Here is a 24,103-nt window from a genome sequence, read left to right on the forward strand (position 1 = left end):
CTGATTATTTGCTAACGCGATCGTAATAGACCATATCCGCATTCAGGCCCTGTTGATAGCCTTTGACGTTATCGCGCAGCACCACCTGCGTTTTGGCCTGATCGATAAACACATACGGCGAGCTACGCTGCAATTCCTGCTGCATGGCGGTATACAGCGCGGTGCGTTTGGCCGGCTCGGCTTCTGCGACGGCTGCCAGCGTTTGTTTGCTCAACTCAGGGATCTGCCAGCTGTTCAGCCCGGCCACCGTGCTGCTTTTGCCATCGTTATAGGCGAAGGCGCTGGCGTTGGAGTGCGCATCGAAGTAATCCGGGATCCACAGGCGGATCGCTGCCTGATGCTGCTTGGCGCGTACGCGGGCATAGACCTGGCTACCGGCTGCTGGCAACAGATCGAGCTTCACGCCACCCTGGGCAAAGCTGGCCTGTAGCGACTGGGCGATGGTGATGAACGGCGGTTTGTTTTCCACGTCCAGCGTCAGGCTGGCGTTGGTGATGCCAGCTTTTTCCAGGATCGCCCTGGCCTTGGCCGGATCGAAGCTGAACGGGTTATCCTCTAGCGCCCCCGGTAGGCCAACCGGCAGGAAGCTTTGATGGACGAAGTATTGCCCTTTCAGCAGATCCTTGGTGATGCCCTGATAATCTACCAGATAGCGGGCTGCTTCCCAGAAGGCCGGATTTTTCAGCAGCGGGTTGGCGGTATTTCCGGTGTTGAACACCAGATAGTTCTGCTCGGCGGAAGGGATTTCCAACACCTTCACACCCGCCTGGCTTTTCAGCGCGGCGGTTTGATCCGGGCCGAGTTCACGCGCCACGTCGGCATCCCCTTGCTGGATCAGCAGGCGGCGCGCGCTTGGGTCTGGCACGTTTTTGATAATGATGTTGCTTAGCAGTGGCTTATCGCCCGGTGAAGTTGGGTTGGCATCCAGCACGATCGCCTGGTGCGGCTGGTAAACCCGCATCTTGAACGGGCCGCTGCCCGCAGAGTGCATCTTCAACCAGGCGTTGCCGAAATCGTCACCCTTCACGTTAGGCTGCACGGCTTTGCTGTCAACGATTGAGGCGATCGGCGTCGAGAGGATATTCAGGGCCACCGCCGGGCTGACGTCTGCCGTCCAGCTCAGTTGTACGGTATGGTCGTCGATCTTCTTCAGCTGCTTTTCGATATTGTCTGGCTGCCAGCCGAGCACGTTGAGGATAAATGCTGGTGACTTGTTCATCTTTACCGCGCGGGTATAAGAGAAAATCACGTCGTCGGCGGTCAGCGGGTTACCGGAGGAAAACGCTGCCTGTGGGCGTAGCTTGATCGTCAGGGTCTTGGCGGCGGCATCATCCTGCCAGCTTTCAGCCAGTACCGGGATCACCTTGGCCGGATTATCACGATCGGCCTGCACCAGACGCTGATAGAGGCTGGGTACGGTCTGGATGCTGGAGAGCTCATTGGCCTCCGCCGGATCCAGGCTGACGATATCATCCAGTGACTGCACCACCACCAGCGTATTCGGCGGCGTGGCGGCCAGTGCAGTGGTGGAGAGGGCGGCAAGAATAAACAGCGGCAAGACTTTGGCTTTCATAGATGTTTTCCCTTAAATGTGCCGGTAAACCAGAACGGAGAAGAGGTTGTTCTCATTAGTTTTTTACGGCATTTCCGCCGCCAGAATGCCACGGTAGAACGTTGGTAAAAAACAGGCAAAGGCCAATAAGTTATTAACAATAACGAAAAAGACTATAGAGGCAGAAGGGGGGATTAACCAGAAAAAACCCTTCACTAAGAAGGGTTTTTGGAGAGGGCGATTTACAGGGTTTTGCTCAGCGTGGCGACCATCACGGCCTTAATGGTGTGCAGGCGGTTCTCTGCCTGATCGAATACGATGCTGTGCTCCGACTCGAACACCTCGTTGGTCACTTCCATACCGCCGTGCATGCCATACTGCTCGGCCATCTGTTTACCCAACGTGGTTTGATCGTCATGGAATGCTGGCAAGCAGTGCAGGAACTTCACCTGTGGATTACCGGTCAGTTTCACCATCGCCATATTCACCTGATACGGCCTGAGCAGGGCAATCCGCTCCTGCCAGACTTCTTTGGCTTCCCCCATGGAAACCCAAACGTCGGTATACAGGAAATCGGCACCTTGCACGCCTTCGGCAATATCTTCCGTCAGGGTGATTTTACCGCCGGTCTGCTGTGCCAGCGCCTGGCATTCAGCAACCAGCTCGGCCTGCGGCCAACAGGCCTTCGGCGCGACCAACCGCAGATCCATGCCCACTAGCGCGGCGGCTTCCAACAGGGTATTGCCCATATTGTTACGTGCATCGCCAATGTAAGCGAATTTCACCTCGCTCAACGCTTTCCCCGGCAGGTGTTCACGCACGGTGAGCAAATCTGCCAGCAGTTGGGTGGGATGGAACTCGTTGGTCAGGCCATTCCACACTGGCACACCAGCATGTTCTGCCAAGGTTTCCACCAGGCACTGGCCAAAACCGCGATATTGAATACCGTCGTACATCCGGCCCAGCACGCGGGCGGTGTCTTTCATCGACTCTTTATGGCCGATCTGGCTGCCGCTTGGGCCAAGGTAGGTCACCTGAGCGCCCTGATCGAATGCGGCAACTTCGAAAGAGCATCGGGTACGGGTGGAGTCTTTTTCGAAGATGAGCGCAATGTTTTTGCCTTGCAGATAGCGGGTTTCCTGGCCTTGCTTCTTGGCCTGCTTCAAATCGGCGGCCAACTGCAGCAAAGACTGGATCTCACTGGGGGTAAAATCCATTAATCTCAAAAAGTGACGACTGTAGAACGGGTTCATCTGGCTCATCTCCGTAAATCCCTATCGTTTTGATTGAATTTAAATTCACTTTATATGTATGAATATTCAATTTCAACCCCAAGGCAGAAATCTTTCACGTTTATCGTGGCAGCGGTGACAGCGGTGTGTGAAAATAGAAGTAACGAAGCCCATTTTATTGAGGATAGAGGCATGGCAAACCGCGAATTGCTGGAAGAACAACGTGAAGAGACCCGCCTGATCATCGAAGAACTGCTGGAAGACGGCAGCGATCCGGATGCGCTCTACACCATCGAGCACCATTTCTCTGCCGAAAAGTTTGACGTTTTGGAGCAGGCCGCCGTGGAAGCCTTCAAGTTGGGCTACGAAGTGACCGATGCCGAAGAGCTGGAAGTGGAAGATGGCTCCATGGTGATGTGCTGTGACGTGATCAGCGAAGTTGCGCTGAATGCCGAGCTGATCGACAGCCAGGTAGAACAACTGGTGGCGCTGGCAGAAAAATGCGGTGTCAATTACGACGGTTGGGGCACCTACTATGAAGATCCGAACGGTGAAGAAGGCGACGACGACGAAGACGGCGACTTTATCGATGAAGACGACGACGGCAAACGTCATTAATTAAATCCTGCGGGCTGGCGCAAGCTGGCCCCTGATTGAACCCGATGAAATACCAATCACTATTATCCCCGATTTTAAACTTCCTGCACTGCGAAACCCCGGATGGATGGATCGAAGCGGCCCGTCGCCCGGAAAACCTGCCACTGTTGCTGACTGACCACCTGGTATGCGAGCTGAAAGCGGCGCAGACCGGCATGTGGCTGATCCGCCGCTATGTGGCAGACAAAGAGAGTGGAGATGCCCTGCTGGCACTGCTCAGGCCCTATGAGGCGTTTGTGCACGAGGCGCAGGAAGTACCAGAAGAACTGTTCCGCCAGAGCGCGTTTACCAGGAAGATCCTGCCGAAGAATGGCTCGGCCTATGGCCAGGATCTGGTCGATAAGATGGTGTTGCTGATCAAAGAGGAGCTGCATCATTTCTCTCAGGTGCTGGAGATCATGCAGGCCCGGCAGATCCCTTATAGAAAGATCACCGCCAGCCGCTATGCCAAAAGCATGATCCGCGAGGTGCGCACTCACGATCCGGCTACCCTGATCGATAAACTGATCTGCGGCGCGTATATCGAGGCCCGCTCCTGTGAACGCTTCGCCAAGCTGGCCCCGTTCCTGGACGATGAGCTGAACCGGTTTTACGTCTCGCTGCTGCGTTCCGAAGCCCGCCATTATCAGGATTACCTGACGCTGGCAGAGCAAATTGCCGGCGGCGATATCAGCGAACGCGTGGCGTTTTTTGGCCAGTTGGAAGCGGAACTGATCCGCTCTCCGGACACCGAGTTCCGCTTCCACAGCGGCGTGCCAGTGGCGTGAGGGAATTACAGCGTTTCCCCTAATATCAAATCCACTGCCTTTTCGGCCAGCATAATGGTGGGGGCATTGGTGTTGCCGCTGGTGACCTGCGGCATCACCGAACAGTCGACCACCCGCAGGTGCTCAAAGCCATGCACTCGTAGCTGCAAGTCGGTCACCGAGTCCTCCGTATTTTGCCCCATCCGGCAACTACCCACTGGGTGATAGACCGTCTTGCAGAAGTTGCGCACAAACTCCTCCATCTGCGCCTCATCGTTCACCCACGCCGGTTGTGGCATCAGCAGATCTTTAATCAGCGGCTTGAGAGAGGCGGTTTCCAGGAAGCGCAGGCCAAATTTCACCGCGCGAATGCTGCCTGCCAGATCGTCTGGATGACCAAGGTAGTTGGCCTGTAGCTTGACCGGATCGGCAGGGTTACGGCTGCGTAACTGCACCTGGCCGCGCGCTTTGGGTTGCAGATAACCGACCTTGAGCGACATACCGTGGATCGCCGGTAGCGGTTCGCCGGGCACGTCGTCCCAACTGTCCAGAATCGGCAGGAAATGTACCTGCACGTCTGGCCTGCCATTACCCAGGGAGTCTGCAAAGGCGGCCCCCTCCAGTACGTTAGAGGTCAACACGCCGCTGCGAAACGCCAGCCACTCTGCACCGTGGCGTAACGCCTGTAATCCCCGGTCGGCACCGAACAGGCTGACAGGTTCGCGGGTGCTGACGTTAATCGACATATGCAGGTGATCGTGGAAGTTTTTGCCCACCGGCAGATCGGCCAGCGGCGTAATGCCTAACTGCTCCAGATGTTCGCGCGGGCCGATGCCGGACAGCATCAGGATCTTTGGTGAGCCAACCGCCCCGGCGCTGAGGATCACTTCCTGGCTGGCGTGGGCGACGATCTCATTGCCACCGTTCAGGCTGTAGACCACTCCAGTTGCCACGTTGTTTTCGAAGGTGACGCGATGCACCAGCGCGTTGAGTTTCACCACTAGCCGCGAGTTATCGCGCACGGCTTGCAGATAGGTGCGGGAGGTGCTGGCGCGTTCACCATTGTGAGTGGTGGTTTGGTAGAAACCTACACCATGCTGATTTTCACCATTAAAGTCGTTGCGGTAGGGCAGATCCAACTCCTGGCCCGCGCGGATAAACGCCATGCTGAGCGGATGGCGGTAGCGGTTCTCGCTGACCGGCAGCAGCCCTTCGTTGCCGTGATACTCATCCGCCAGGCTTTCATTGGCTTCGGCGCGTTTGAAGTAAGGCAGCACGTCCTGATAGCTCCAGCCGGTACAGCCATATTGATGCGCCCAGTCGTCGTAATCCTGCGGTTGGCCGCGCAGATAGATCATACCGTTGACCGAGCTGCTGCCGCCCAGCACCTTGCCCTGGGCGATCTGCATGCGGCGATTATTGGCGTGCAGCTCTGGTTCGGTTTCATACGGCCAGCTTTTCTTGGCGATGATCTTGGCGACCCCAGCGGGCATTTTGATAAACAGATTATTGTCGTCGCCACCGGCTTCCAGCAGCAGGATACGGGCCTGGGTACGGCGGATGAGCTGGGCTGCCAACACGCAACCCGCCGAGCCTGCGCCAACAATGATGTAATCGAAGTTATTTTCTGACATGACCGTTCCCTGTGCGTGATGGTTAGAGACTGTCATGGCAGAGTAACTCAGCAGAATAGTAGGTCAATTTGCGATCGTTAATTTATTAATGAATATCACAATAAATTTACATTTAAGCATGTAGAATCAATTTAACTGGTTGAAATATAGAATTACCGTGTAATTTTTCGAATGATGTAGATATTAATAATTTTATTTGTGAGTGATGTGCTCTCTCCCTCACCCCAACCCTCTCCCCAAGGAGAGGGAGCTAGCCCGGGGTTGTGAATAGGGGCAGTGTAGAACTGTGACTATGGAAGCAGAGGGTGTTGATACGAAGTTACAGTCAGGCGAAGGAGCAAATCGTGGCACATTCGGTCCCCTCTCCCTGTGGGAGAGGGTTAGGGTGAGGGGGTATGTAGATCGCTAATGTTAAAGCGCTTTCAGCATGGTGACTTCGCAGTCACCGTGGCCGGTATTACCCATGGCATAGCCGATATGCTCAAAACCAAGATGCTCATACAGACCGATCGCCTGCTGCAACGTGGCGGTGGTTTCCAGATAACAACGGCCGAATCCCTGTTGGCGGGCAAACTCCAGCGCCTGCAGCGCCAGGCGTTTTGCCAAACCTTTGCCACGCAGTACCGGTAGGAAATACATTTTCTGTAATTCGCAGACGTCGGCTTCCCCGCCTTGCAGAGGCGCAACGCCACCCCCACCGGCAATCTGACCGTCTATCTCCACCACCCAGTAGGCACTGCGCGGTTGGCTATAGAGTTGGAACAAGGCGTCCAGATTGGGATCGGAAACGGTATAACCCTTATCCGCCGTCAGGCCATGCTCGGCGGAGACTTCGCGAATGACGTGAGCAATCGCGGCGTTGTCCTCGGCCGTGATTGGGCGCACCAGAAGGCGCACTGGGGTGGCTGTTGTCATGTTTGCACTCACCATCAAAGGGAACCTGAGGGAACCCGGAATTTCGTTGTTATTACGGAATGCACCGCATCAATAATACTTTGTAATAACACTTAAGCCTGGCTCTTGGCAATGCCGATAAAAAAACAGCGGGGAAAAATCACCCGCTGTTTTTGATCGGTAGCTCGCAGATTACAGCGCGGCGATAGTCGCCTGCTGTTCCTGTAGCTTCAGCTTGCCTTCTTTGCAGGCTGCCAGACGCTCACGCTCTTTGGCCACTACCGCTTCCGGTGCGCGAGCCACAAAGCCTTCGTTGGACAGCTTGCCTTCGATAGACGCAATCTCACCATCCAGCTTGCCCATCTCTTTCGACAGGCGCGCGATTTCCGCATCCTTGTCGATAAAGCCAGCCATCGGGATCAGCAGTTCGGCACCATCTACCAGCTTGGTGACCGAAACCGGGCCTTTCTCGCCTGCAGGCAGAAGGGTGATAGAGCTCAGGCGTGCCAGGCGTTCGATAAAGCTCTGGTTTTCCTGTACGCGGCGTTGGGCATCACCATTGGCGTTACGCAGCAGCACTTCCAGCTGTTTGCTTGGCGCGATGTTCATCTCGGCGCGGATGTTACGCACCGCGATGATCGCCTGCTTGATCCATTCCAGATCGTTCAATGCCTGCTGGTCTTCCAGCGCGGCGTCGAAGGCCGGGAACGGCTGCAGCATGATGGTGTCTGCGGTTTCACCGGTCAGAGGCTTGACGCGCTGCCAGATGGTTTCGGTGATAAATGGAATGATTGGGTGCGCCAGGCGCAGCAACGCTTCCAGCACGGTGATCAGCGTATTACGTGTGCCACGCTGTTCCGCTTCGCTACCGTTGATCACAACCGGTTTGGTCAATTCCAGATACCAGTCGCAGAACTGGTTCCAGGTGAACTCGTACAGGATGCCCGCCGCGATATCGAAGCGATAGGTGTCCAGCGCCTCACGGTAGGCTTTCACCGTGCGGTTGAATTCGGCCAGGATCCAGCGGTCGGCCAAGGAGAGCTGCATTTCGCCACCGTTGAAGCCGCAGTCGTGCGCTTCGGTGTTCATCAGTACAAAGCGGCTGGCGTTCCACAGCTTGTTACAGAAGTTGCGGTAGCCTTCCAGGCGCTTCATGTCCCAGTTGATGTCACGGCCAGTAGAGGCCAGTGCTGCCAGGGTGAAGCGCAGGGCGTCGGTGCCGTGCGGTTCGATGCCGTTCGGGAACTGCTTCTCGGTGCGCTTGCGGATTTTCTCTGCCAGCTGCGGCTGCATCATGTTGCCGGTACGTTTCTCCAGCAGGTCTTCCAGCGAGATACCGTCAACCATATCCAGCGGATCGATGACGTTACCCTTCGACTTGGACATCTTCTGCCCTTCGTCGTCGCGGATCAGGCCGGTCATGTACACGGTCTTGAACGGAACCTGCGGTTTGCCATTTTCATCTTTGACGAAGTGCATGGTCAGCATGATCATGCGGGCGATCCAGAAGAAGATGATGTCGAAGCCGCTGACCAGCACGCTGGTCGGGTGGAAGGTCTTCAGATCCGGGGTTTGCTCTGGCCAACCCAGGGTCGAGAAGGTCCACAGGCCGGAGGAGAACCAGGTGTCCAGCACGTCTTCGTCCTGGTTCAGCGCCACGTCGGCACCCAGGTTGTTTTCGCGGCGCACTTCTTCTTCGGTGCGGCCAACGTAGACTTTGCCTTCGGCGTCGTACCAGGCCGGGATGCGGTGGCCCCACCACAGCTGACGGGAGATACACCAGTCCTGGATATCGCGCATCCAGCTGAAGTACATGTTTTCGTACTGCTTGGGCACGAACTGGATCTCACCTTGCTCAACAGCTTCCACCGCGACTTTCGCCAGCGGTGCGGTACGCACGTACCATTGGTCGGTCAGCATTGGCTCGATAACCACGCCGCCACGGTCGCCGTAAGGTACGGTCAGGTCGTGAGGTTTGATCTCTTCCAGCAGGCCGAGTTCGTCAAAGGCGGCAACCACGGCTTTACGCGCAGCAAAGCGCTCCAGGCCACGGAACTGCTCTGGCAGCTCGCCGCTGTAGGCGGTGCTGGCTTCGCCCAGGGTATCGAACACCTCTGCCACTTCGAGGATGTCACCGTCGAAGCTCAGGATATTGATCATCGGCAGGCCGTGACGCTTACCCACCTCATAGTCGTTGAAGTCGTGCGCCGGGGTGATTTTCACGCAGCCGGTGCCTTTCTCCATATCGGCGTGCTCGTCACCCACGATGCGGATGCGGCGGCCCACCAATGGCAGAATGATCTCTTTGCCAATCAGATCCTTGTAGCGTGGATCTTCCGGGTTTACCGCTACGCCGGTATCACCCAGCACGGTTTCCGGACGGGTGGTGGCAACCACCAGGTAGTCTTTGCCTTCCGCCGTTTTTGCCCCATCGGCCAGCGGATAGCGCAGGTGCCACATGGAACCTTTGGACTCGCGGTTTTCCACTTCCAGATCGGAGATGGCGGTGCGCAGTTTTGGATCCCAGTTCACCAGGCGTTTGCCACGGTAGATCAGGTCTTCTTTGTACAGGCGGACAAACACTTCTTTCACCGCGTTGGACAGGCCTTCATCCATGGTGAAGCGCTCGCGCTCCCAATCCACGGAGTTGCCCAGACGGCGCATCTGGCGGGTGATGGTGCCGCCGGACTCGTCCTTCCACTGCCAGATTTTGTCGATAAACGCGTCGCGGCCATAATCATGGCGAGTTTTATTTTCTTCTGCGGCGATCTTGCGCTCAACCACCATCTGGGTCGCGATACCGGCATGGTCGGTACCGGCTTGCCACAGGGTATTTTTACCCTGCATGCGCTGGTAGCGGGTCATGGTGTCCATGATGGTCTGCTGGAACGCGTGGCCCATATGCAGGCTGCCGGTAACGTTCGGCGGCGGGATCATGATGCAGAAACTTTCCTGGCTGGTATCGCCATTCGGTTTGAAATAGCCCTGGCTTTCCCAGTGATCGTACAGCTTCTGTTCGATCTGGGTTGGGTCATAGGCGGTATCGAGATCGGTGTTGGTCTTTTCCATTTTTATTTCAAGGTTCAGTTAGTTGGCGGCGTGGCCGTGGTCAAATGGAAGCCGACGCTGCGATAGGCTTTGTAACGTTCGCGCGCCAACTGTTTCAAGGTGTCTTCGTAAGGGACGAAGTCTACCACTTCATGGAAAGCAGTAGCAAAATCTGCAAACTGCGGCAGCAGGGCGATCAGCAGATCGCGCGGGGCATTGCCGCGTTTACCTGGCCAGCACAGCTCGACCGGGGCGCCAAAGTTTGGCCCTTCCCCTGCCAGGTTGTGCGGTACAAATTGGTGTGGCTCACGTTGCCACAGGGCTTCGTCCAGCCGCTGGGCCTGCTCCTGGCTTTCACAGGCGATCAGCACCCGCTTGCCAGCGCGCCATCTTTCGGCGGCAACGGCACAGGCCACAGCCTCGTGTGCACTGAGCGCACCAGCGGGTTCTGCGTGTTCAAGAAGGTAGAACGTTGCCTGTTTCATGATTCAATTCACCGTGGCCAAAAAATGTAAGGGCACAGCGTGCTGTGCCCTCGGTGATTATACCTGAATTACCGCGCGGATTTAATCGTCGCCGTTTAGACCAGCACGATTGAGCAGGAACTGCGCCAGCAGGGCTACCGGGCGGCCAGTGGCCCCTTTGGCCTTGCCGGAGCGCCAGGCGGTACCGGCGATGTCCAGGTGCGCCCAGCTGTACTTGCGGGTAAAGCGCGAAAGGAAGCACGCGGCGGTGATGGCACCACCTGGACGGCCGCCGATGTTAGCCATATCCGCAAAGTTGGAATCCAACTGCTCGTAATACTCGTCGGCCATCGGCAAGCGCCACGCACGGTCACCCGATTGCTCGGAAGCGCCGATCAGTTCGTGAGCCAGCGGGTTGTGGTTCGACATCAGGCCGGTGATGTGGTGGCCCAGTGCGATCACGCAGGCACCGGTCAGTGTGGCGATATCAATCACCAGCTCTGGCTCGAAACGTTCCACGTAGGTGAGGGTATCGCACAGCACCAGGCGGCCTTCGGCGTCGGTGTTCAGCACTTCTACCGTCTGGCCCGACATGGTGGTCAGCACATCGCCTGGGCGATAGGCACGTCCGCCGGGCATGTTTTCACAGCCAGCCAGCACGCCGATCACGTTCAGCGGCAGGTTCAGTTCTGCCACCACACGCATGACGCCGTATACGGTTGCCGCACCGCACATGTCGTATTTCATCTCGTCCATGCCGTCGGCCGGTTTGATCGAGATGCCGCCGGAATCGAAGGTCAACCCTTTACCTACCAGCACGATCGGCTTAGCGTCCGGGTTAGGATTTCCCTTATATTCCATCACCGACATCAGCGATTCATTTTGCGAACCGGCACCGACCGCCAGATAGGCGTTCATCCCCAGCTCTTTCATCTGCTGTTCGCCGATGACGCGGGTGGTGATGTGGGTGCTGAAGGCGTCTGCCAACTGACGTGCCTGTGAGGCCAGATAACCGGCGTTACAGATGTTTGGTGGCATATTGCCGAGATCTTTGGCGGCCTTGATGCCAGAAGCCACGGCCAGGCCGTGCTGGATGGCACGTTCACCGCTGGTCAGTTCGCGGCGGGTTGGCACGTTGAACACCATTTTACGCAGCGGGCGACGTGGCTCCACCTTGTTGCTCTTCAACTGATCGAAGGTGTAGAGCGTTTCTTTGGCAGTTTCTACCGCCTGGCGAACCTTCCAGTAAGTATTGCGGCCTTTGACGTGCAGTTCTGTCAGGAAGCAGACGGCCTCCATGGAACCGGTGTCGTTAAGGGTATTGATGGTTTTCTGGATCACCTGCTTGTACTGGCGTTCATCGAGCTCGCGCTCTTTGCCACAGCCAATCAGCAGGATGCGTTCGGAGAGAATGTTCGGCACATGGTGCAGCAGTAACGTCTGCCCGACTTTGCCTTCCAGTTCGCCCCGGCGCAGTAGTGCGCTGATATAACCATCACTGATTTTGTCGAGCTGTTCTGCGATAGGTGACAGGCGGCGTGGTTCGAAAACACCTACTACAATACAGGCGCTGCGCTGTTTTTCCGGGCTACCGCTTTTTACACTGAACTCCATGCACTCTCCTGAATCTTAAAGACAACGACGAAAGCTACGGCTAGAATGATCTGCTCCGCCAAGATCTTCCGTCATTGAGTTAACTAACTAGGTTAACCTGAACGGCGTAAACGTTCTGTTTTGGCTACTATAGGTCTGTTCCTATAGGAAGGCCAAACAGCTTGATGTTCTAATACTATTTTAGCTGTGAAGGTTGCCACATGATGAGAAAAAATGGCGGATTAGCGATGAAACTATCGATTTTCCTGCAAAAAGACAAGTTTTCACAGGCGTAATAAGCGTGATCATCATTAGATATCTGGTACGGGAAACGCTGAAGAGCCAAATTGCCATCCTGTTTATCCTGCTTCTGATCTTCTTTTGTCAGAACCTGGTCAGGGTGTTAGGTGATGCGGTCGACGGCAATATCCCGACAAATTTAGTCTTATCCCTGCTTGCATTGGGTGTGCCGAAGATGGCGCAGCTAATCTTGCCCTTAAGCCTGTTTCTTGGCCTCTTGATGACGCTTGGACGGTTGTATACCGAAAGCGAAATCACCGTTATGCACGCCTGCGGTCTGGGGAAACGAACCCTGATCATTGCCGCTATGGTGTTGGCGATCTTTACCTCGGCGGTGGCTGCGGTAAACGTCTTCTGGGTCGGGCCATGGGCGGCCAGCCATCAGGACGAAGTGATTGCCGAAGCCAAAGCCAACCCCAGCATTGCCGGGCTGGCTGAAGGGCAGTTCCAGCCCTCACAGGATGGTAACGCTGTGCTGTTTGTCGGCAGCGTAAAGGGCAACACCTTCAACGACGTGTTCCTGGCGCAGCTGCGCCCGAACGGTAACCAACGCCCTTCGGTGGTGGTGGCCGAGCATGGAATGATCAATCAGGGCCGCGATGGCTCGCAGGTTGTCACGCTGGACAAAGGCACCCGGTTTGAAGGCACCGCATTGCTGCGTGATTTCCGCATTACCGACTTCAACGACTATAAAGCGGTTATCGGCCATCAGTCGGTCACTATCGATAATACCCAGTCCGAGCAGATGTCGATGCGCACGCTGTGGGAATCGAATGAACCGGATGCGCGCGCCGAATTCCATTGGCGTCTGACGCTGGTGGTTTCCGTGGTGCTGATGGCGCTGCTGGTGGTGCCGCTTAGCGTGGTCAACCCGCGCCAAGGCCGTGTGCTGAGCATGTTGCCAGCGATGCTGCTGTATCTGATCTTCTTCCTGCTGCAGACCTCGCTGCGTTCCAATGCCGGTAAGGGCAAGCTGGATCCGCTGGTGTGGATGTGGCTGGTGAACCTGGCGTACTTCGCGATTGCTCTGGCACTTAACCTGTGGGATACCGTGCCGATGCGCAAACTGCGTGCACGCCTGAGAGGAGCGGCCTGATGTTTGGTGTACTGGACCGTTATATCGGTAAAACGATTTTCAACACCATCATGATGACGCTGTTCATGCTGGTTTCGCTTTCCGGCATCATCAAGTTTGTCGATCAGCTGCGTAAAGTCGGGCAGGGTGAATACTCGGCGCTGGGCGCGGGGGTCTATACCCTGCTCAGCGTGCCAAAGGATATTGAGATCTTCTTCCCGATGGCGGCGCTGCTAGGGGCATTGCTCGGTTTGGGCACCCTGGCTACGCGTAGCGAACTGGTGGTAATGCAAGCTTCTGGCTTCACCCGGCTGCAGATTGCTGGGTCGGTGATGAAAACCGCTATTCCGCTGGTCTTGCTGACGATGGCAATCGGCGAATGGGTGGCACCGCAGGGCGAACAGATGGCGCGTAACTACCGCGCACAGCAGATGTACGGCGGCTCACTGCTTTCCACCAAGAGCGGCCTGTGGGCGAAGGACGGCAACGACTTTATCTACATCGAACGGGTGGCGGGTGAAAAAGAGCTGGCTGGCGTCAACATTTACCACTTCAACGATCAGCGCCGGTTAGAGACGGTTCGCTATGCCGGTACCGCAGATTTTGAAGACGGCGCGTGGCAGCTTTCGCAGGTGGATACTTCCGATCTGACCAATCCGAATCAGGTCACCAGTACCCAGACGCTGACCGGGGTGTGGAAAACCAACCTGACCCCGGACAAGCTGGGCGTGGTGGCGTTGGATCCGGATTCGCTTTCCATCAGCGGCTTGCACAACTATGTGAAATACCTCAAGCAGAGTGGCCAGGAGGCCAGCCGTTACCAGCTGAATATGTGGAGCAAGATCTTCTCGCCGCTGTCGGTGGCGGTGATGATGCTGATGGCGCTGTCGTTTATCTTTGGCCCACTGCGTAGCGTGCCGATGGGCGTGCGAGTGGTGATCGGTATCAGCTTCGGCTTCCTGTTCTACGTGCTGGATCAGATCTTCGGCCCGCTGAGCATGGTGTACAGCATGCCGCCAATTCTGGGGGCCCTGTTGCCAAGCTTGCTGTTCCTGTTGATCAGCCTTGTTTTGCTGCTGAAGCGGAAATAGTCAGGCCCAATAGACTGGGCCTATATGCAAATCAAAGCCGCGATGTGTTAGTCACCGCAGCAGAGGAAAGACGGGTGGGAGAGATCCTACCCGTTTTTCGCTTAGAGTGCAGAGGCGCTAGAAGGGAACAGTGCAAAAGCTTCGCTGCAATCGTAAGGCTCTTCGGATCCATTACGGTTATCCAGCACTTCAAACTCTGCGGTACCGTTGTCCGCGGCCTCCAACAGCAGATCCGCCAGGGATACCGGGCCAGGTCCCATCAGGATCTGGGCATAAGAAGGCGCGGCAGGGATTGTTGCCGAGGCTTTGCTAGCCAACTGTGGTGAGCTGTCAAACACGGTGTTATCGAGCACAATATTTCTTAATGGCAGATCCTGGCCATCAGAGCTGAAGCCCCGTAAGGTGACCCGAACGTTATCTCCGTTATAAATGGAGTCTGGCGTATCCACATAGTGGTAATTTTTGATGGTGACATCTTGAATATCGGGGTAGGCCTGGCCGGTCTTTTTGCTGTAATAGGTATCTATGGTCAGCGCTTCCTGAGCGCGGCGGATGCAAATGCCATCATAGTTGATGTTCCTCACTTCTCCTCCAACGCTCATATCGGTTTTGATACGCACGCCGACGGCAAAGTCAGCATCATGACCGTCAATGCTCATATCCCGAATTTCCACGTCTTTGACCGCGCAGTCGGTTTCACTGCCGATTGACATGCCATGGGTGAAGTAGAGGCGGTTATGCAGAATTTTGACGTTGCTGACGGTGTAAATAGGCAACTGCCCTGCATACTTTTCGGCAATCGGTGGGACACAGGCATTGCTGCTATGGGCTTTGATGGCGATACCGTCATCACCGGTACTGATGTGGTTATAGGCAATCAGGACATTCTGCGATTGGCCAGGATCGATCGCGTCGGTGTTCTTGGTCGTATCCGGGGTAAAGCAGGTGCTTGCCCGGGTATAGTTAGGGGAACCCGATGTCGCAGGGGTTGTCCCTTTCGGGCAATCATAGCCTGGAACCGTATAGGCCAGTGAAGGCGTTAACACCTTCACGCCCCAGACTACCACTCCATTGACCCCACTGGGGACAAAGTGGAATTTGGGTGCATTCTGTAAGGTGATCTTATACAGCGTGAAGTTCTGGCTGGTCGGCTTGGCGGAATTCTTGTTGGTGACCTGAATTAGCCGCGGGTTGTTCTGATTGGCGCCGGAAACGGTTTTGGTTAATGCGCCTACATCCCACCAGGTCAGGATATCGGCATATTTTCCGCTGGTGAGCACTGCTCCCCCTCGTCCGTCGATAATACCTTCACCAATCACGCCGCTGTTTATCGCATCGGTGGCGGTAATCAATGCGTTACAGCCATTATCGGCACTGGCGGTTTCGCCGCAGTTATTCTTACCGGCAATCTGGTAATCCACCGGGCTACGTGAGGCAAACAGGGTGATCCCTTGATCTACCCAGAGCGTGACGCCACTTTTTAGCGTAAGTGGGCCGCTCAAGAACGCATTCTCTTCGTTACTGCCAGCGACCAGTTTAACGGCACCGGTGTTGCAGGCGTCGATCGCGGCTTGAATACGTTGGGTATCGGGTTGGGAATTATTCACGTCAGCATCAATGGCTTCATCCAGTAGCCCTTTGGCATTCTGGTTCAGTTCGGCTGAGAGTGTTTGGCAGACTTCAGGCATTACCGGTTCTTTCCCGGCCAATTCGGGATCGTTAAGGGCTGAGGCTGGCCAGGCACCACTGCGGTCAGCGACAGGTTTCTCAGTTTCAGGGGGAACAACGGGTTTAACTGGCTCAACAGGAGAGGCGATACTACCATCCGAGTTATCACAACCCGTCAGGGCCAGCAGAAAAATCGCCATAGCTGATAATGACTTGATATTTCTTTGCATGATTTATCCCTAATAATGAAACAGTGTTCCGAAATTAGATATTGTCTTGCAAAATACGTTGCCGCAACTGTTACATGACAGGATTATGCGGTATCAAATCATTAGCCTGCATATACCTCTATTCAGCATGCCGCCGATCTTGGGGCGTTGCTTTCAGGCCTGTTGCTAAACAGAAATAACGGTTGCTTCCACCTCTTTGTTGAACAGGCCCAATTTGTTCATAGTCAGTGGGGCAGTTTTTCAAATGCCCAAAACTAACAGGTCGATGGCCGCAACCAGCTCATCACGCAGATGGGCTGCATTGGTAACTAGGCAATCTGCATTAAGATTTTTGACATCCGTAGTCGTCAGTAAACTAGTAAGGATCACGTAATCTTGTTGATCCACAGACAAAACAGGAGTCAGTGCTTTGACCTGTGAGTTTGTTGCTTGCTTTAAAGCCAAGGGCATGACCAAACGAGTGCTAAGGTGATCGAGTAAATCGGACTGAACAACGATAAAGAAAGGATAGGCTTTTTTGTTTTTAGATTGATTTTTATAAACAGAAAATTGTTTCATTACAGGACACCAAAGTCAGCATCATCAGAAAAAAGGCCGTTCTCCTCAACGAAGCCATTCAATGCTTCAAGACCAGCACGATTTTCCGCTAACCAACGTTCACGTTGCCCCTTCTTCACTGCGAGTTCTAATGCGTGGTTTAGTGTAGCCGATAAGTTTAGGTCTAATGCTTTAGCCTTTTCGATCAGGTCGACACTTAAGTACACGTTAGTATTGCGCTTTTTTATTACTGAAACGGTTCCCATGGCACCTCCTGAGCATAATTTATGCGCATAACTATAGCGCATCAAAAAAAAAGCGCAACGTTGCCGCTGCGCTGTAGGAGGCTGAGATCTTACATCTGCGAGAAGATATTCATAATGACGCCACCGCCGATGATCAGCGCCATGGCGAAGATGGCAGGGAGATCCGGTTTCTGCTTGTAGAGCAGCATGGAAACGAAGGTCACCCCGACGATGCCAAAGCCGCACCACAACGAGTAGGCGACGCCCACCGGGATAAACCCCATCGCCTTGGTCAGGGCAAAATAGCACAGGCAGTAAGCGCTAATCACCAGCACCGAAGGCCCCAGCTTTTTAAAGTTGTTGGTTTTTTTGATCATCGAGGTCCCGGTGATTTCTGAACCAATCGACAGTGCCAGCCACAAGAAGCCAATGTTAAACATAGTTGATACCCTTATTCTTCGGTGGAGCCCATTTTGGAAAAGAGGTTCATGATCACGATGCCGCTGGCAATCACGATCATGCCGATAATGGCTGGCATATCAGGGTGCTGGCCGTAAAACAGCATGCCCAGGCTTGAGACCAGTAGAATCCCGGTGCCTGACCAGGTGGCGTAAGCCAGGCCGACAGGAATGTATTTCACCGCGTTGGATAACGAGTAATAACAAACGCAGTACAACACGACGATCAAGCCGAGTAATAACGTCTTGGTGGTACCTTCGCTGTTATCAAACATTTTTAAGGTTGAGGTGGCCGAGGTCTCGGAGAAGATGACCAATAACATCCATACCCATGCTTTTGCCTTGGTAGACATAGAGTTCGCTCCTGATTAATAATTATTGATATAAAGTGAAATTTTGAAGCTTGGTTATTTTTTCCCTCGGCTATATTCCAATGCCAAATCGGTCAGCTTGGCTCCCGGTGGTGAACGACCATTGAGCCGCTTGAGTTCGCTAAGCGTTACGTAGGCTTGTGGCGGCGCTGCCAAAGGCTCCGTGGCTGCGGGCTGGGCCGATAGCATCCGATCCAACGTACAGATCTCAATGCCCTGTACCGCCAGCTTTGGCAGATAATCTGCCTGAGGGGCGTTTTCCCCTGCGCGGCTCAGGCCTTTCAGCTGATTTAATTCGCTGTTCGGGTTGCAGTTATAATCCAGTGCCATAATTGGCCTACCGCTCATCCGGGCCAGATGAATAAACCGCGCAGCCTCAGACTGCAATAAACCGTTGGCCACTTCTGCCGCCGTCGCGAAATCGAGAAAAGGGATTAATACTCGCGCAATATTATCCAGCGCGCCGGTTTGACTGATTTCCGCCAGCGAAGTGATTGGCCCTAGTTGGCTCCAATCTGTTTCTGCGTGAAACTGCCGGGCATTATCGCTAAACAGGAGCACCGGCGAGAACGCCTGGCAGTGCTGCAAGCGCGCGCGGATAATTTCGTGGTAACCATCCGCTGCGGTTAACAACACCAACGCCCGTGGCCGCATCCGTGAGAGCACTTCACTGACCAACTTATCGATGATTTCACGCTGCATCATATTTGCCGCCTTAGGGAACGATAACCACGTTGTCACCGGAAGCCAGCCCGGCGGCGTTGGCTTCATCGGTATCAATGTGCAGTTCCAGAGCAAAACTGGCTTTGATCCGCACGATGACTTCGTCAAAGATCAGCCCACGCACGCCTGCCGCTTTCACCCGCACCTTCTGCCCGTTCTGCACGCCCAACCTGGCGGCATCCTGCGGGTTCATATGGATATGGCGCTGGGCACAAATCACCTGTGAATGCAGCGAAACGTAGCCCGCCGGGCCAGCCAGCATGGCGTCACCGGAGGCGTTCAGATTGCCGGATTCGCGTACCGGAGCCTTCAGCCCCAGGGTAAAGCAGTCCGCCTTGGAGATTTCCAACTGAGTACATTCGCGCGCAGGCCCCAGCACCCGCACCTTGGAGAGCGAGCCTTTTGGGCCGACGATCATCACGCACTCTTTCGCGGCGAACTGCCCAGGCTGGCGTAGCTCTTTGCATGGCGTTAGCCGATAGCCCGCACCAAACAGCTTTTCAATATCCTGCTGCGACAGATGGACATGCCGGTTAGAGACCCCAACCGGGATGGCGATGCCGGTGGGAGAAGCATAGTTCTCTGCCAGGTTATGGCGGATCCTTTCCAGTAACGACTCATTAAACATACTGTTATTCCTACCCGATCTCAGAAGCTGTACGGTTATTTAGACTCTTTCTTGCCGCCGGTGCGTGCGGGTTTGTTGTCGGCAACAGGGGCTTCGACTACCGGCGCTGCGGCCTCTGCCTGCGGGGCGGCCACTTCTGCTACTGGCGCAGGCGTTTCTTGCTGTACTTTGGCCGCTGGCGGCGTAAGCTCCTTGCCTTTCAGCCCTGTCAGCAGCGCGATAACCTGTTTTTCCGGGCGGGCAATCACCAACTGGCCTTTGATAAACGCCGGTTGTTTGATCACTGCCACACCGTTGTCGATGGCGGTTTTCACCGCGCTGATTTCCCCGGCAAAGAACACGCTAACCAGGCCGGAACCAATCTTCTTGTATCCCAGCACCGTTACCGCAGCGGATTTACAGGCTGCATCGGCCGCGTGGATCGCGGCGGTCAGGCCATAGGTTTCAATCACTCCCAGGCTTAAGTTCATCTCCATCTCCTTAGTGCCTTACCAGGCGGATATCAAAGTCAAAGCGCTGGAAAAAAGCCGCCAGTTGGTCCAGTTCTTCATTGCTGTAGCTTGGGTCGTCTTTGACCGGATAGATCATGTCGAGCCGCTGGTATTTGTTTTTACCCAGTTGGTGATAAGGTAAAACGTCGATGCGGCTGATATTGCCTTTGCGTGCCAGGGCCATGACATAGTCAATGGCACCGGTGATGGCATCGTAAGAATCGTTATAGCCGCGTACCAAAGGCATGCGCACCACGATATGGCTGCCCAGTTCCACCAGGCGCTCCAGGTTTCTTTTTACGCCCTCGTTGCCGACGCCAAACAACGCTTTATGCCGTGCGCTATCGATATGCTTGATATCGAACAGGAACATATCGGTGCAGGTCGCCAGCTTTTCATAATTGGCTAAAGTGGTGGTGCCATTGGTTTCGATGGCGGTGTTGATCATCTGTTTTTTGCATTCGGTCAGCAGCGCGGCTGCAAAGTCGGTTTGCAGGCTCAGTTCGCCACCGCCCAGGGTGACGCCACCGCCAGAGGCATGATAGAAATCGACGTCCTGCAGGATGATATCCATCAACTCCTGCACCGTGACGTCCTTGCCCATGATGTCCAGCGCGCCGGAGATGCAGACTTCTTCGCATTTGCGGCAACCGATGCAGTCTATATTGCGATCGAGGTGGTGCTTGAGATCGCCTTGTGCGTTTTGGCGCTGGGAATGGATCCCCACCGGGCAGACATCAACACATTGCCCACAGTCAACGCACAAATCATGTGAATACATCACCTGGAAATTGCTGGTGAGCCCCTCGGGGTTGGCGCACCAGGCGCAGAGGATGTTACAACCTTTGAAAAAAATCAGGGTGCGAATACCGTCTCCGTCATAGATCGAGTATTTCTGGATATTGAATATCCGGCCCTTTTTCTCCAGCGTGTTATCCATACTATTTTCCCCTTTCTTCGAAGGCTGATGGGATAAGACGTCCCTGTCTTATCCAAGGCTAAGGTCAGAACTTCTCAATGACCGTACGGCTTATGATCTCGTCCTGAACTTCTTTGCATAGCTCGACGAAGTAGGCGCTGTAACCGGCTACGCGGACGATCAGGTCGCGATATTTTTCTGGTTCCACCTGCGCCTGTTTCAGCACTTCGTTATCCACGTAGCTGAACTGCATCTGGCCGTTGCCCAGAATGGACGCGGTACGCAGCAGGGTGATCAGCCCGTTCTTGCCTTCCGGGGTATCGAGCAGCCCTTTGAGGAACTTGAAGTTGTGCACCATGCCGATGTTCATGGTTTCCACGTTCATCTTGCTGACGGACTTGATGATGGCGGTTGGGCCCTGCTTGTCCGCACCCTGCGTCGGGCTGATCCCGTCGGAGAGCGGCATCCAGGCCAGGCGCCCGTTTGGCGTTGCGGCGGTCAGTTCACCGATCGGCGTGTTGTTGGAAATCGACAGGGTGCCGTGGCTCAGCGTGGAGTAGAGCATCTTGTACTTGCGGCACTCGCGCTCGGTCCACTCGGTGATGTCCAGCGCGTACTGATCGACCGTGTCATCGTCATTGCCGTACTTCGGCGCATTCAGACAGTCGCGGCGCAGCTGTTCAAAGCCTTCAAAGTTGGCCAGCAGCGCGTCACGGATCTGCTCCAGGGTGTATTTGCCATCCTGATACACCAGCTTGCGGATCGCGGCCATGGAGTCGACATAGGTCGCCAGACCGGAGAAGATCAGCCCTGGGCCGTGGTTGATCACCGCGCCACCGGCGGCCACGTCTTTACCCTGTTCCATACAGCCTTCCACCAACAGCGACATCAGCGGTTTGGGCGCCACGTCGCGGTGCACACGCTGGCTGATGACGGTACCGATAGCCGACAGTTTGACGATGTGCGCGATCTGCGCCTTCACCGCATTGTCGAACTCTTCGTAGGTTTTCAGGGTGCTCAGCTCACCGGTATCCAAGCCTTGATAGCTGTCGAACAGCACCATGCGGCCACGGTTGAGCACGAACTCGATGGCAATCGGCCATTGGGTATAGCCGGTGGAGGTCCACTGATAGATGCGGCCGGATTTTTGCGGCTCTACACAACCCATCAGGCAATAGTCGCGCGCGTCTTCAAAGTCGAAGCCCTTGCGCAGCATCATCTTGATGTGCGAATCATCAAAGTGGCAGGCCGGGAAGCCCATACCCGCTTTCACCACGTCGACGATCTTCTCCATGTACTTCTGCGGTGACTGGTTATGGATACGGCAGGCCAGCGACGGCTGGTACACTTTGACAAAGCGTACGGCGTCCATGATCAGATAGGTCAGGTCGTTACAGGCATCGCCGCCGCTGCGTTTCTGCCCGCCGATGGTCAGGTTGATAAACGGCTGGTAACCGGCGAAGTACTTGGCGCCCAGTTCGCTGGACATCCACATCAGTTCGGCACACTTGATGATGAAGGCCTGCAACAGTTCCAGCGCCTGTTCCTGCGTCAGGCGGCCAGAGGCGATATCGGCCTGATACATCGGGTAGCAATACTGATCCAGACGGCCCAGCGACAGCCCGGTCTGATTCTCTTCCACTTCAAACAGCGACTCCACCGTCCAGATGCTTTGCAGCGCTTCTTGCAGGGTCTTCGGTGGGTTGGCTGGGACGTTCTCGTTGGTTTCTGCGATGGTCAGCAGCTCGGCACGGCGTGCCGGGTCTTGCTCTACTGCTGCCAGTTCACGGGCCTTGTCGGCGATGCGCTTGGCGTAGGCCACCACGCCGTCACAGGTCTCAATGGCCGCTTTGTAGAAGTAGATCTTGTCGATATCCGCCGGGTTTTCCATGCTCAGCGCCGCGAGGTGCTGCTGGGCATCGGCCTTGATGCCGTTCATCCCTTTGGTGAACAGCAGGATGTCGTAGCCTGGGCAGGTGTCGCCGCCGCCGTTAATCTGGTGGTAGGAAAGATCGCTGACAAAGGTTTCGCCGCTGAAGGCCCAAACGCCCGCTTCGCGGTACTGTGCTTCACAGATCTCATCGAGCGAACGGCCTTCCCAGAATGGCACGATCTCTTCACGGATCGTCTTCTTGTCGGCCTCGGAGATAATAAATGGATCCTGCGGACGGGTGCCCATGGTGTCCAGTTCGTCACGCACCCAGCGCCAGGCGATATCCGGTGAGAACGCCCCGGCACGCGGTTTGCCGCACGGATGGCCGACGATCAGCTCATCTTGCTGGATCAGGATCGGCGCGGTTTCACAGGCGGCACGGAAAGACTTGGCGCGCAGCAGAATGGTTGGCAGACCCGGGTTGTTTTTTGCCATCTCGGTAAAGGTGATGGCGCGATAGATAGAGACGCTAGGGCGAGCATCGAGGTAGTTGTCACGCAGGCGTTGCAGGCGCGGCGTCAGCCCTTCCATCAGTTTGTGCGTTGCCACGTCTTGCGCGGAGGCCGCCACGAACGGGGCCGATGGCGCAGTGTACTGCGGGCGAGCACCTGCCTGGCCAGCAAACAGTTTTACCTGCAGGTTGTTGTTGAGCGTCATCAGATTGCTGCGGGCTGCCAGCAACATAGCGGACAGATCGTTGATCACCAATGCCGGATCGTCGAGGCGCACGCCGTGCAGCATGGCGTCAAACATCGGGTAGCCATCCAGCTCACGTGGTGCGCGCACTTCGGAAAGCTCGCACAGCTTCAGCCATAGGCACTCGACGATTTCATAAGCCTGCTCCGGCGTCAGCACGCCACGGGTGACGTCTTGCTGATAGAAGCTGTACAGCAGCTTGTCGAAGCCGCCTGGATAAACCGCGTAGCTGCCGTTTTCCAGATGCAGCGCCAACTGGAAGAAGTAGAACGACTGGCAAGCCTCTTTAAAGCTGCTGGCCCCGTAAGCCGGGACTTTTTTCAGCATGGCAGCCGCTTCCTGCAGCTCCGCCTTGCGGTACGGATGGTTTTCTACCGCCGCCATGTTTTCGGCCTTGCTGGCCAGTTTCTGCGCCAGATGCATCGCCGCATTGCAGGCGTAGATCATGGCGCGGCATTGGTTGACCTCGTCCAGCCCGGAACGGCTGACGGCGCTGCCGATGCTTCTGGCACGGTCTTCCATTTCGGCCTCGATGGCGAACAGCCCTTTGGTGATCACCGCCAGATAGTCCGGTGAGGTCTGGCCAAAGGCGGTGAAGGCCGAAGGACTGCGCAGTTCGCTTTCGCTGTGGAACACGGCGGCGCGCGGGGTGGAGGATTGGCTGCCGATGATCAGCTCATCGGGGCCGATGTAGCCGGGCAGTTGCTTGACCAGCTCATTGAACAGCTTGGCATTCTTGACCAACTGCGGCATGCCGGCCACATCGCCACCCAGCGTTTCCAGAATGGCGGCACGTTCGGTGCTGATGGTGCTGTTTTGGGATAAGAGTCTTTCTGCCAGCAGTTTTACGCGTGGCGTCAGTGAATAATGGGCCATGTTCAAATCTCTCCTGATGTCCTGCGGCTTTCACACAAATTG

The 24,103-nt window shown here is 55.5% G+C and carries 21 protein-coding genes; 4 read left to right on the plus strand and 17 right to left on the minus strand.

What is annotated here, in order from left to right:
* Window positions 1–4: 4 nt before the first annotated feature.
* Both KGP16_RS02985 and argF read right to left on the minus strand, forming a co-directional pair.
* Window positions 5–1,573 carry an ABC transporter substrate-binding protein gene (locus tag KGP16_RS02985; RefSeq protein ID WP_094982221.1) on the minus strand — a complete coding sequence of 523 codons (1,569 nt, stop codon included), beginning with the start codon at window positions 1,571–1,573 and terminating at the stop codon, window positions 5–7.
* A 221-nt stretch (window positions 1,574–1,794) separates the two neighbouring features.
* Window positions 1,795–2,814: an ornithine carbamoyltransferase gene (gene argF / locus KGP16_RS02990; RefSeq protein ID WP_021807807.1), complete on the minus strand. Its 1,020-nt coding sequence runs from the start codon at window positions 2,812–2,814 to the stop codon at window positions 1,795–1,797.
* Between the two features lie 162 nt (window positions 2,815–2,976).
* On the opposite strand from argF, the gene rraB reads away from it, so the two are divergent.
* Entirely contained in the window at window positions 2,977–3,402 is a 426-nt protein-coding gene (gene rraB / locus KGP16_RS02995; protein ID WP_059199578.1) for a ribonuclease E inhibitor RraB, read from the plus strand.
* Between the two features lie 44 nt (window positions 3,403–3,446).
* Entirely contained in the window at window positions 3,447–4,208 is a 762-nt protein-coding gene (gene miaE, locus KGP16_RS03000) for a tRNA isopentenyl-2-thiomethyl-A-37 hydroxylase MiaE (RefSeq protein WP_021807809.1), read from the plus strand.
* A gap of 5 nt (window positions 4,209–4,213) precedes the next feature.
* Here miaE and KGP16_RS03005 read toward each other — a convergent pair whose 3' ends face one another.
* From KGP16_RS03005 to pepA, 5 genes are all read right to left on the minus strand, one after another.
* A complete protein-coding gene (locus tag KGP16_RS03005; protein WP_223500804.1) occupies window positions 4,214–5,821 on the minus strand; it encodes a GMC family oxidoreductase in 1,608 nt (535 codons plus the stop codon).
* A gap of 411 nt (window positions 5,822–6,232) precedes the next feature.
* The gene (locus KGP16_RS03010) at window positions 6,233–6,736 is read right to left on the minus strand and encodes a GNAT family N-acetyltransferase (RefSeq protein WP_037376601.1); all 504 of its coding nucleotides are present in this window, start codon (window positions 6,734–6,736) and stop codon (window positions 6,233–6,235) included.
* Window positions 6,737–6,907: 171 nt separating this feature from the next.
* Window positions 6,908–9,784 (minus strand): valine--tRNA ligase, encoded by a 2,877-nt coding sequence (locus KGP16_RS03015; protein WP_059199580.1) that lies wholly within the window; start codon window positions 9,782–9,784, stop codon window positions 6,908–6,910.
* A gap of 14 nt (window positions 9,785–9,798) precedes the next feature.
* Entirely contained in the window at window positions 9,799–10,248 is a 450-nt protein-coding gene (locus KGP16_RS03020; RefSeq protein ID WP_021179113.1) for a DNA polymerase III subunit chi, read from the minus strand.
* An 81-nt stretch (window positions 10,249–10,329) separates the two neighbouring features.
* Complete coding sequence (gene pepA, locus KGP16_RS03025; RefSeq protein ID WP_021179114.1) at window positions 10,330–11,841, minus strand: leucyl aminopeptidase; 1,512 nt, start codon at window positions 11,839–11,841, stop codon at window positions 10,330–10,332.
* 280 nt (window positions 11,842–12,121) lie between these two features.
* On the opposite strand from pepA, the gene lptF reads away from it, so the two are divergent.
* Both lptF and lptG read left to right on the plus strand, forming a co-directional pair.
* Window positions 12,122–13,216, plus strand: a complete 1,095-nt coding sequence (lptF, locus tag KGP16_RS03030; protein ID WP_065684324.1) for an LPS export ABC transporter permease LptF — start codon at window positions 12,122–12,124, stop codon at window positions 13,214–13,216.
* The gene (gene lptG, locus KGP16_RS03035; protein WP_021807815.1) at window positions 13,216–14,286 is read left to right on the plus strand and encodes an LPS export ABC transporter permease LptG; all 1,071 of its coding nucleotides are present in this window, start codon (window positions 13,216–13,218) and stop codon (window positions 14,284–14,286) included. The genes lptF and lptG overlap by 1 nt, the downstream gene beginning before the upstream one ends.
* Window positions 14,287–14,387: 101 nt before the next feature.
* Here the strand turns inward: lptG and KGP16_RS03040 are convergent, their stop codons facing one another.
* From KGP16_RS03040 to cutC, 10 genes are all read right to left on the minus strand, one after another.
* The gene (locus KGP16_RS03040) at window positions 14,388–16,184 is read right to left on the minus strand and encodes a glycoside hydrolase family 28 protein (protein ID WP_223500805.1); all 1,797 of its coding nucleotides are present in this window, start codon (window positions 16,182–16,184) and stop codon (window positions 14,388–14,390) included.
* A 240-nt stretch (window positions 16,185–16,424) separates the two neighbouring features.
* Complete coding sequence (locus KGP16_RS03045; RefSeq protein ID WP_223500806.1) at window positions 16,425–16,742, minus strand: CcdB family protein; 318 nt, start codon at window positions 16,740–16,742, stop codon at window positions 16,425–16,427.
* Window positions 16,742–16,987 (minus strand): type II toxin-antitoxin system CcdA family antitoxin, encoded by a 246-nt coding sequence (locus KGP16_RS03050; RefSeq protein ID WP_218519922.1) that lies wholly within the window; start codon window positions 16,985–16,987, stop codon window positions 16,742–16,744. The genes KGP16_RS03045 and KGP16_RS03050 overlap by 1 nt, the downstream gene beginning before the upstream one ends.
* 89 nt (window positions 16,988–17,076) lie before the next feature.
* Window positions 17,077–17,406, minus strand: coding sequence for a multidrug efflux SMR transporter (locus KGP16_RS03055; protein WP_021179117.1), 330 nt, complete (start codon window positions 17,404–17,406; stop codon window positions 17,077–17,079).
* 11 nt (window positions 17,407–17,417) lie between these two features.
* Window positions 17,418–17,777: a multidrug efflux SMR transporter gene (locus tag KGP16_RS03060; RefSeq protein ID WP_223500807.1), complete on the minus strand. Its 360-nt coding sequence runs from the start codon at window positions 17,775–17,777 to the stop codon at window positions 17,418–17,420.
* A gap of 54 nt (window positions 17,778–17,831) precedes the next feature.
* Window positions 17,832–18,500: a hypothetical protein gene (locus KGP16_RS03065; protein WP_223500808.1), complete on the minus strand. Its 669-nt coding sequence runs from the start codon at window positions 18,498–18,500 to the stop codon at window positions 17,832–17,834.
* A 10-nt stretch (window positions 18,501–18,510) separates the two neighbouring features.
* The gene (locus KGP16_RS03070) at window positions 18,511–19,146 is read right to left on the minus strand and encodes a phosphate propanoyltransferase (protein WP_094982215.1); all 636 of its coding nucleotides are present in this window, start codon (window positions 19,144–19,146) and stop codon (window positions 18,511–18,513) included.
* A gap of 35 nt (window positions 19,147–19,181) precedes the next feature.
* Window positions 19,182–19,616, minus strand: a complete 435-nt coding sequence (locus KGP16_RS03075) for a BMC domain-containing protein (RefSeq protein WP_223500809.1) — start codon at window positions 19,614–19,616, stop codon at window positions 19,182–19,184.
* 10 nt (window positions 19,617–19,626) lie between these two features.
* Window positions 19,627–20,577 (minus strand): choline TMA-lyase-activating enzyme, encoded by a 951-nt coding sequence (gene cutD, locus KGP16_RS03080; RefSeq protein WP_021807820.1) that lies wholly within the window; start codon window positions 20,575–20,577, stop codon window positions 19,627–19,629.
* Between the two features lie 64 nt (window positions 20,578–20,641).
* Window positions 20,642–24,061, minus strand: coding sequence for a choline trimethylamine-lyase (gene cutC, locus KGP16_RS03085; protein WP_223500810.1), 3,420 nt, complete (start codon window positions 24,059–24,061; stop codon window positions 20,642–20,644).
* Between the last annotated feature and the right edge of the window lie 42 nt (window positions 24,062–24,103).

Source organism: Serratia sp. JSRIV006 (assembly GCF_019968685.1).
GTDB classification, from domain to species: domain Bacteria; phylum Pseudomonadota; class Gammaproteobacteria; order Enterobacterales; family Enterobacteriaceae; genus Chania; species Chania fonticola_B.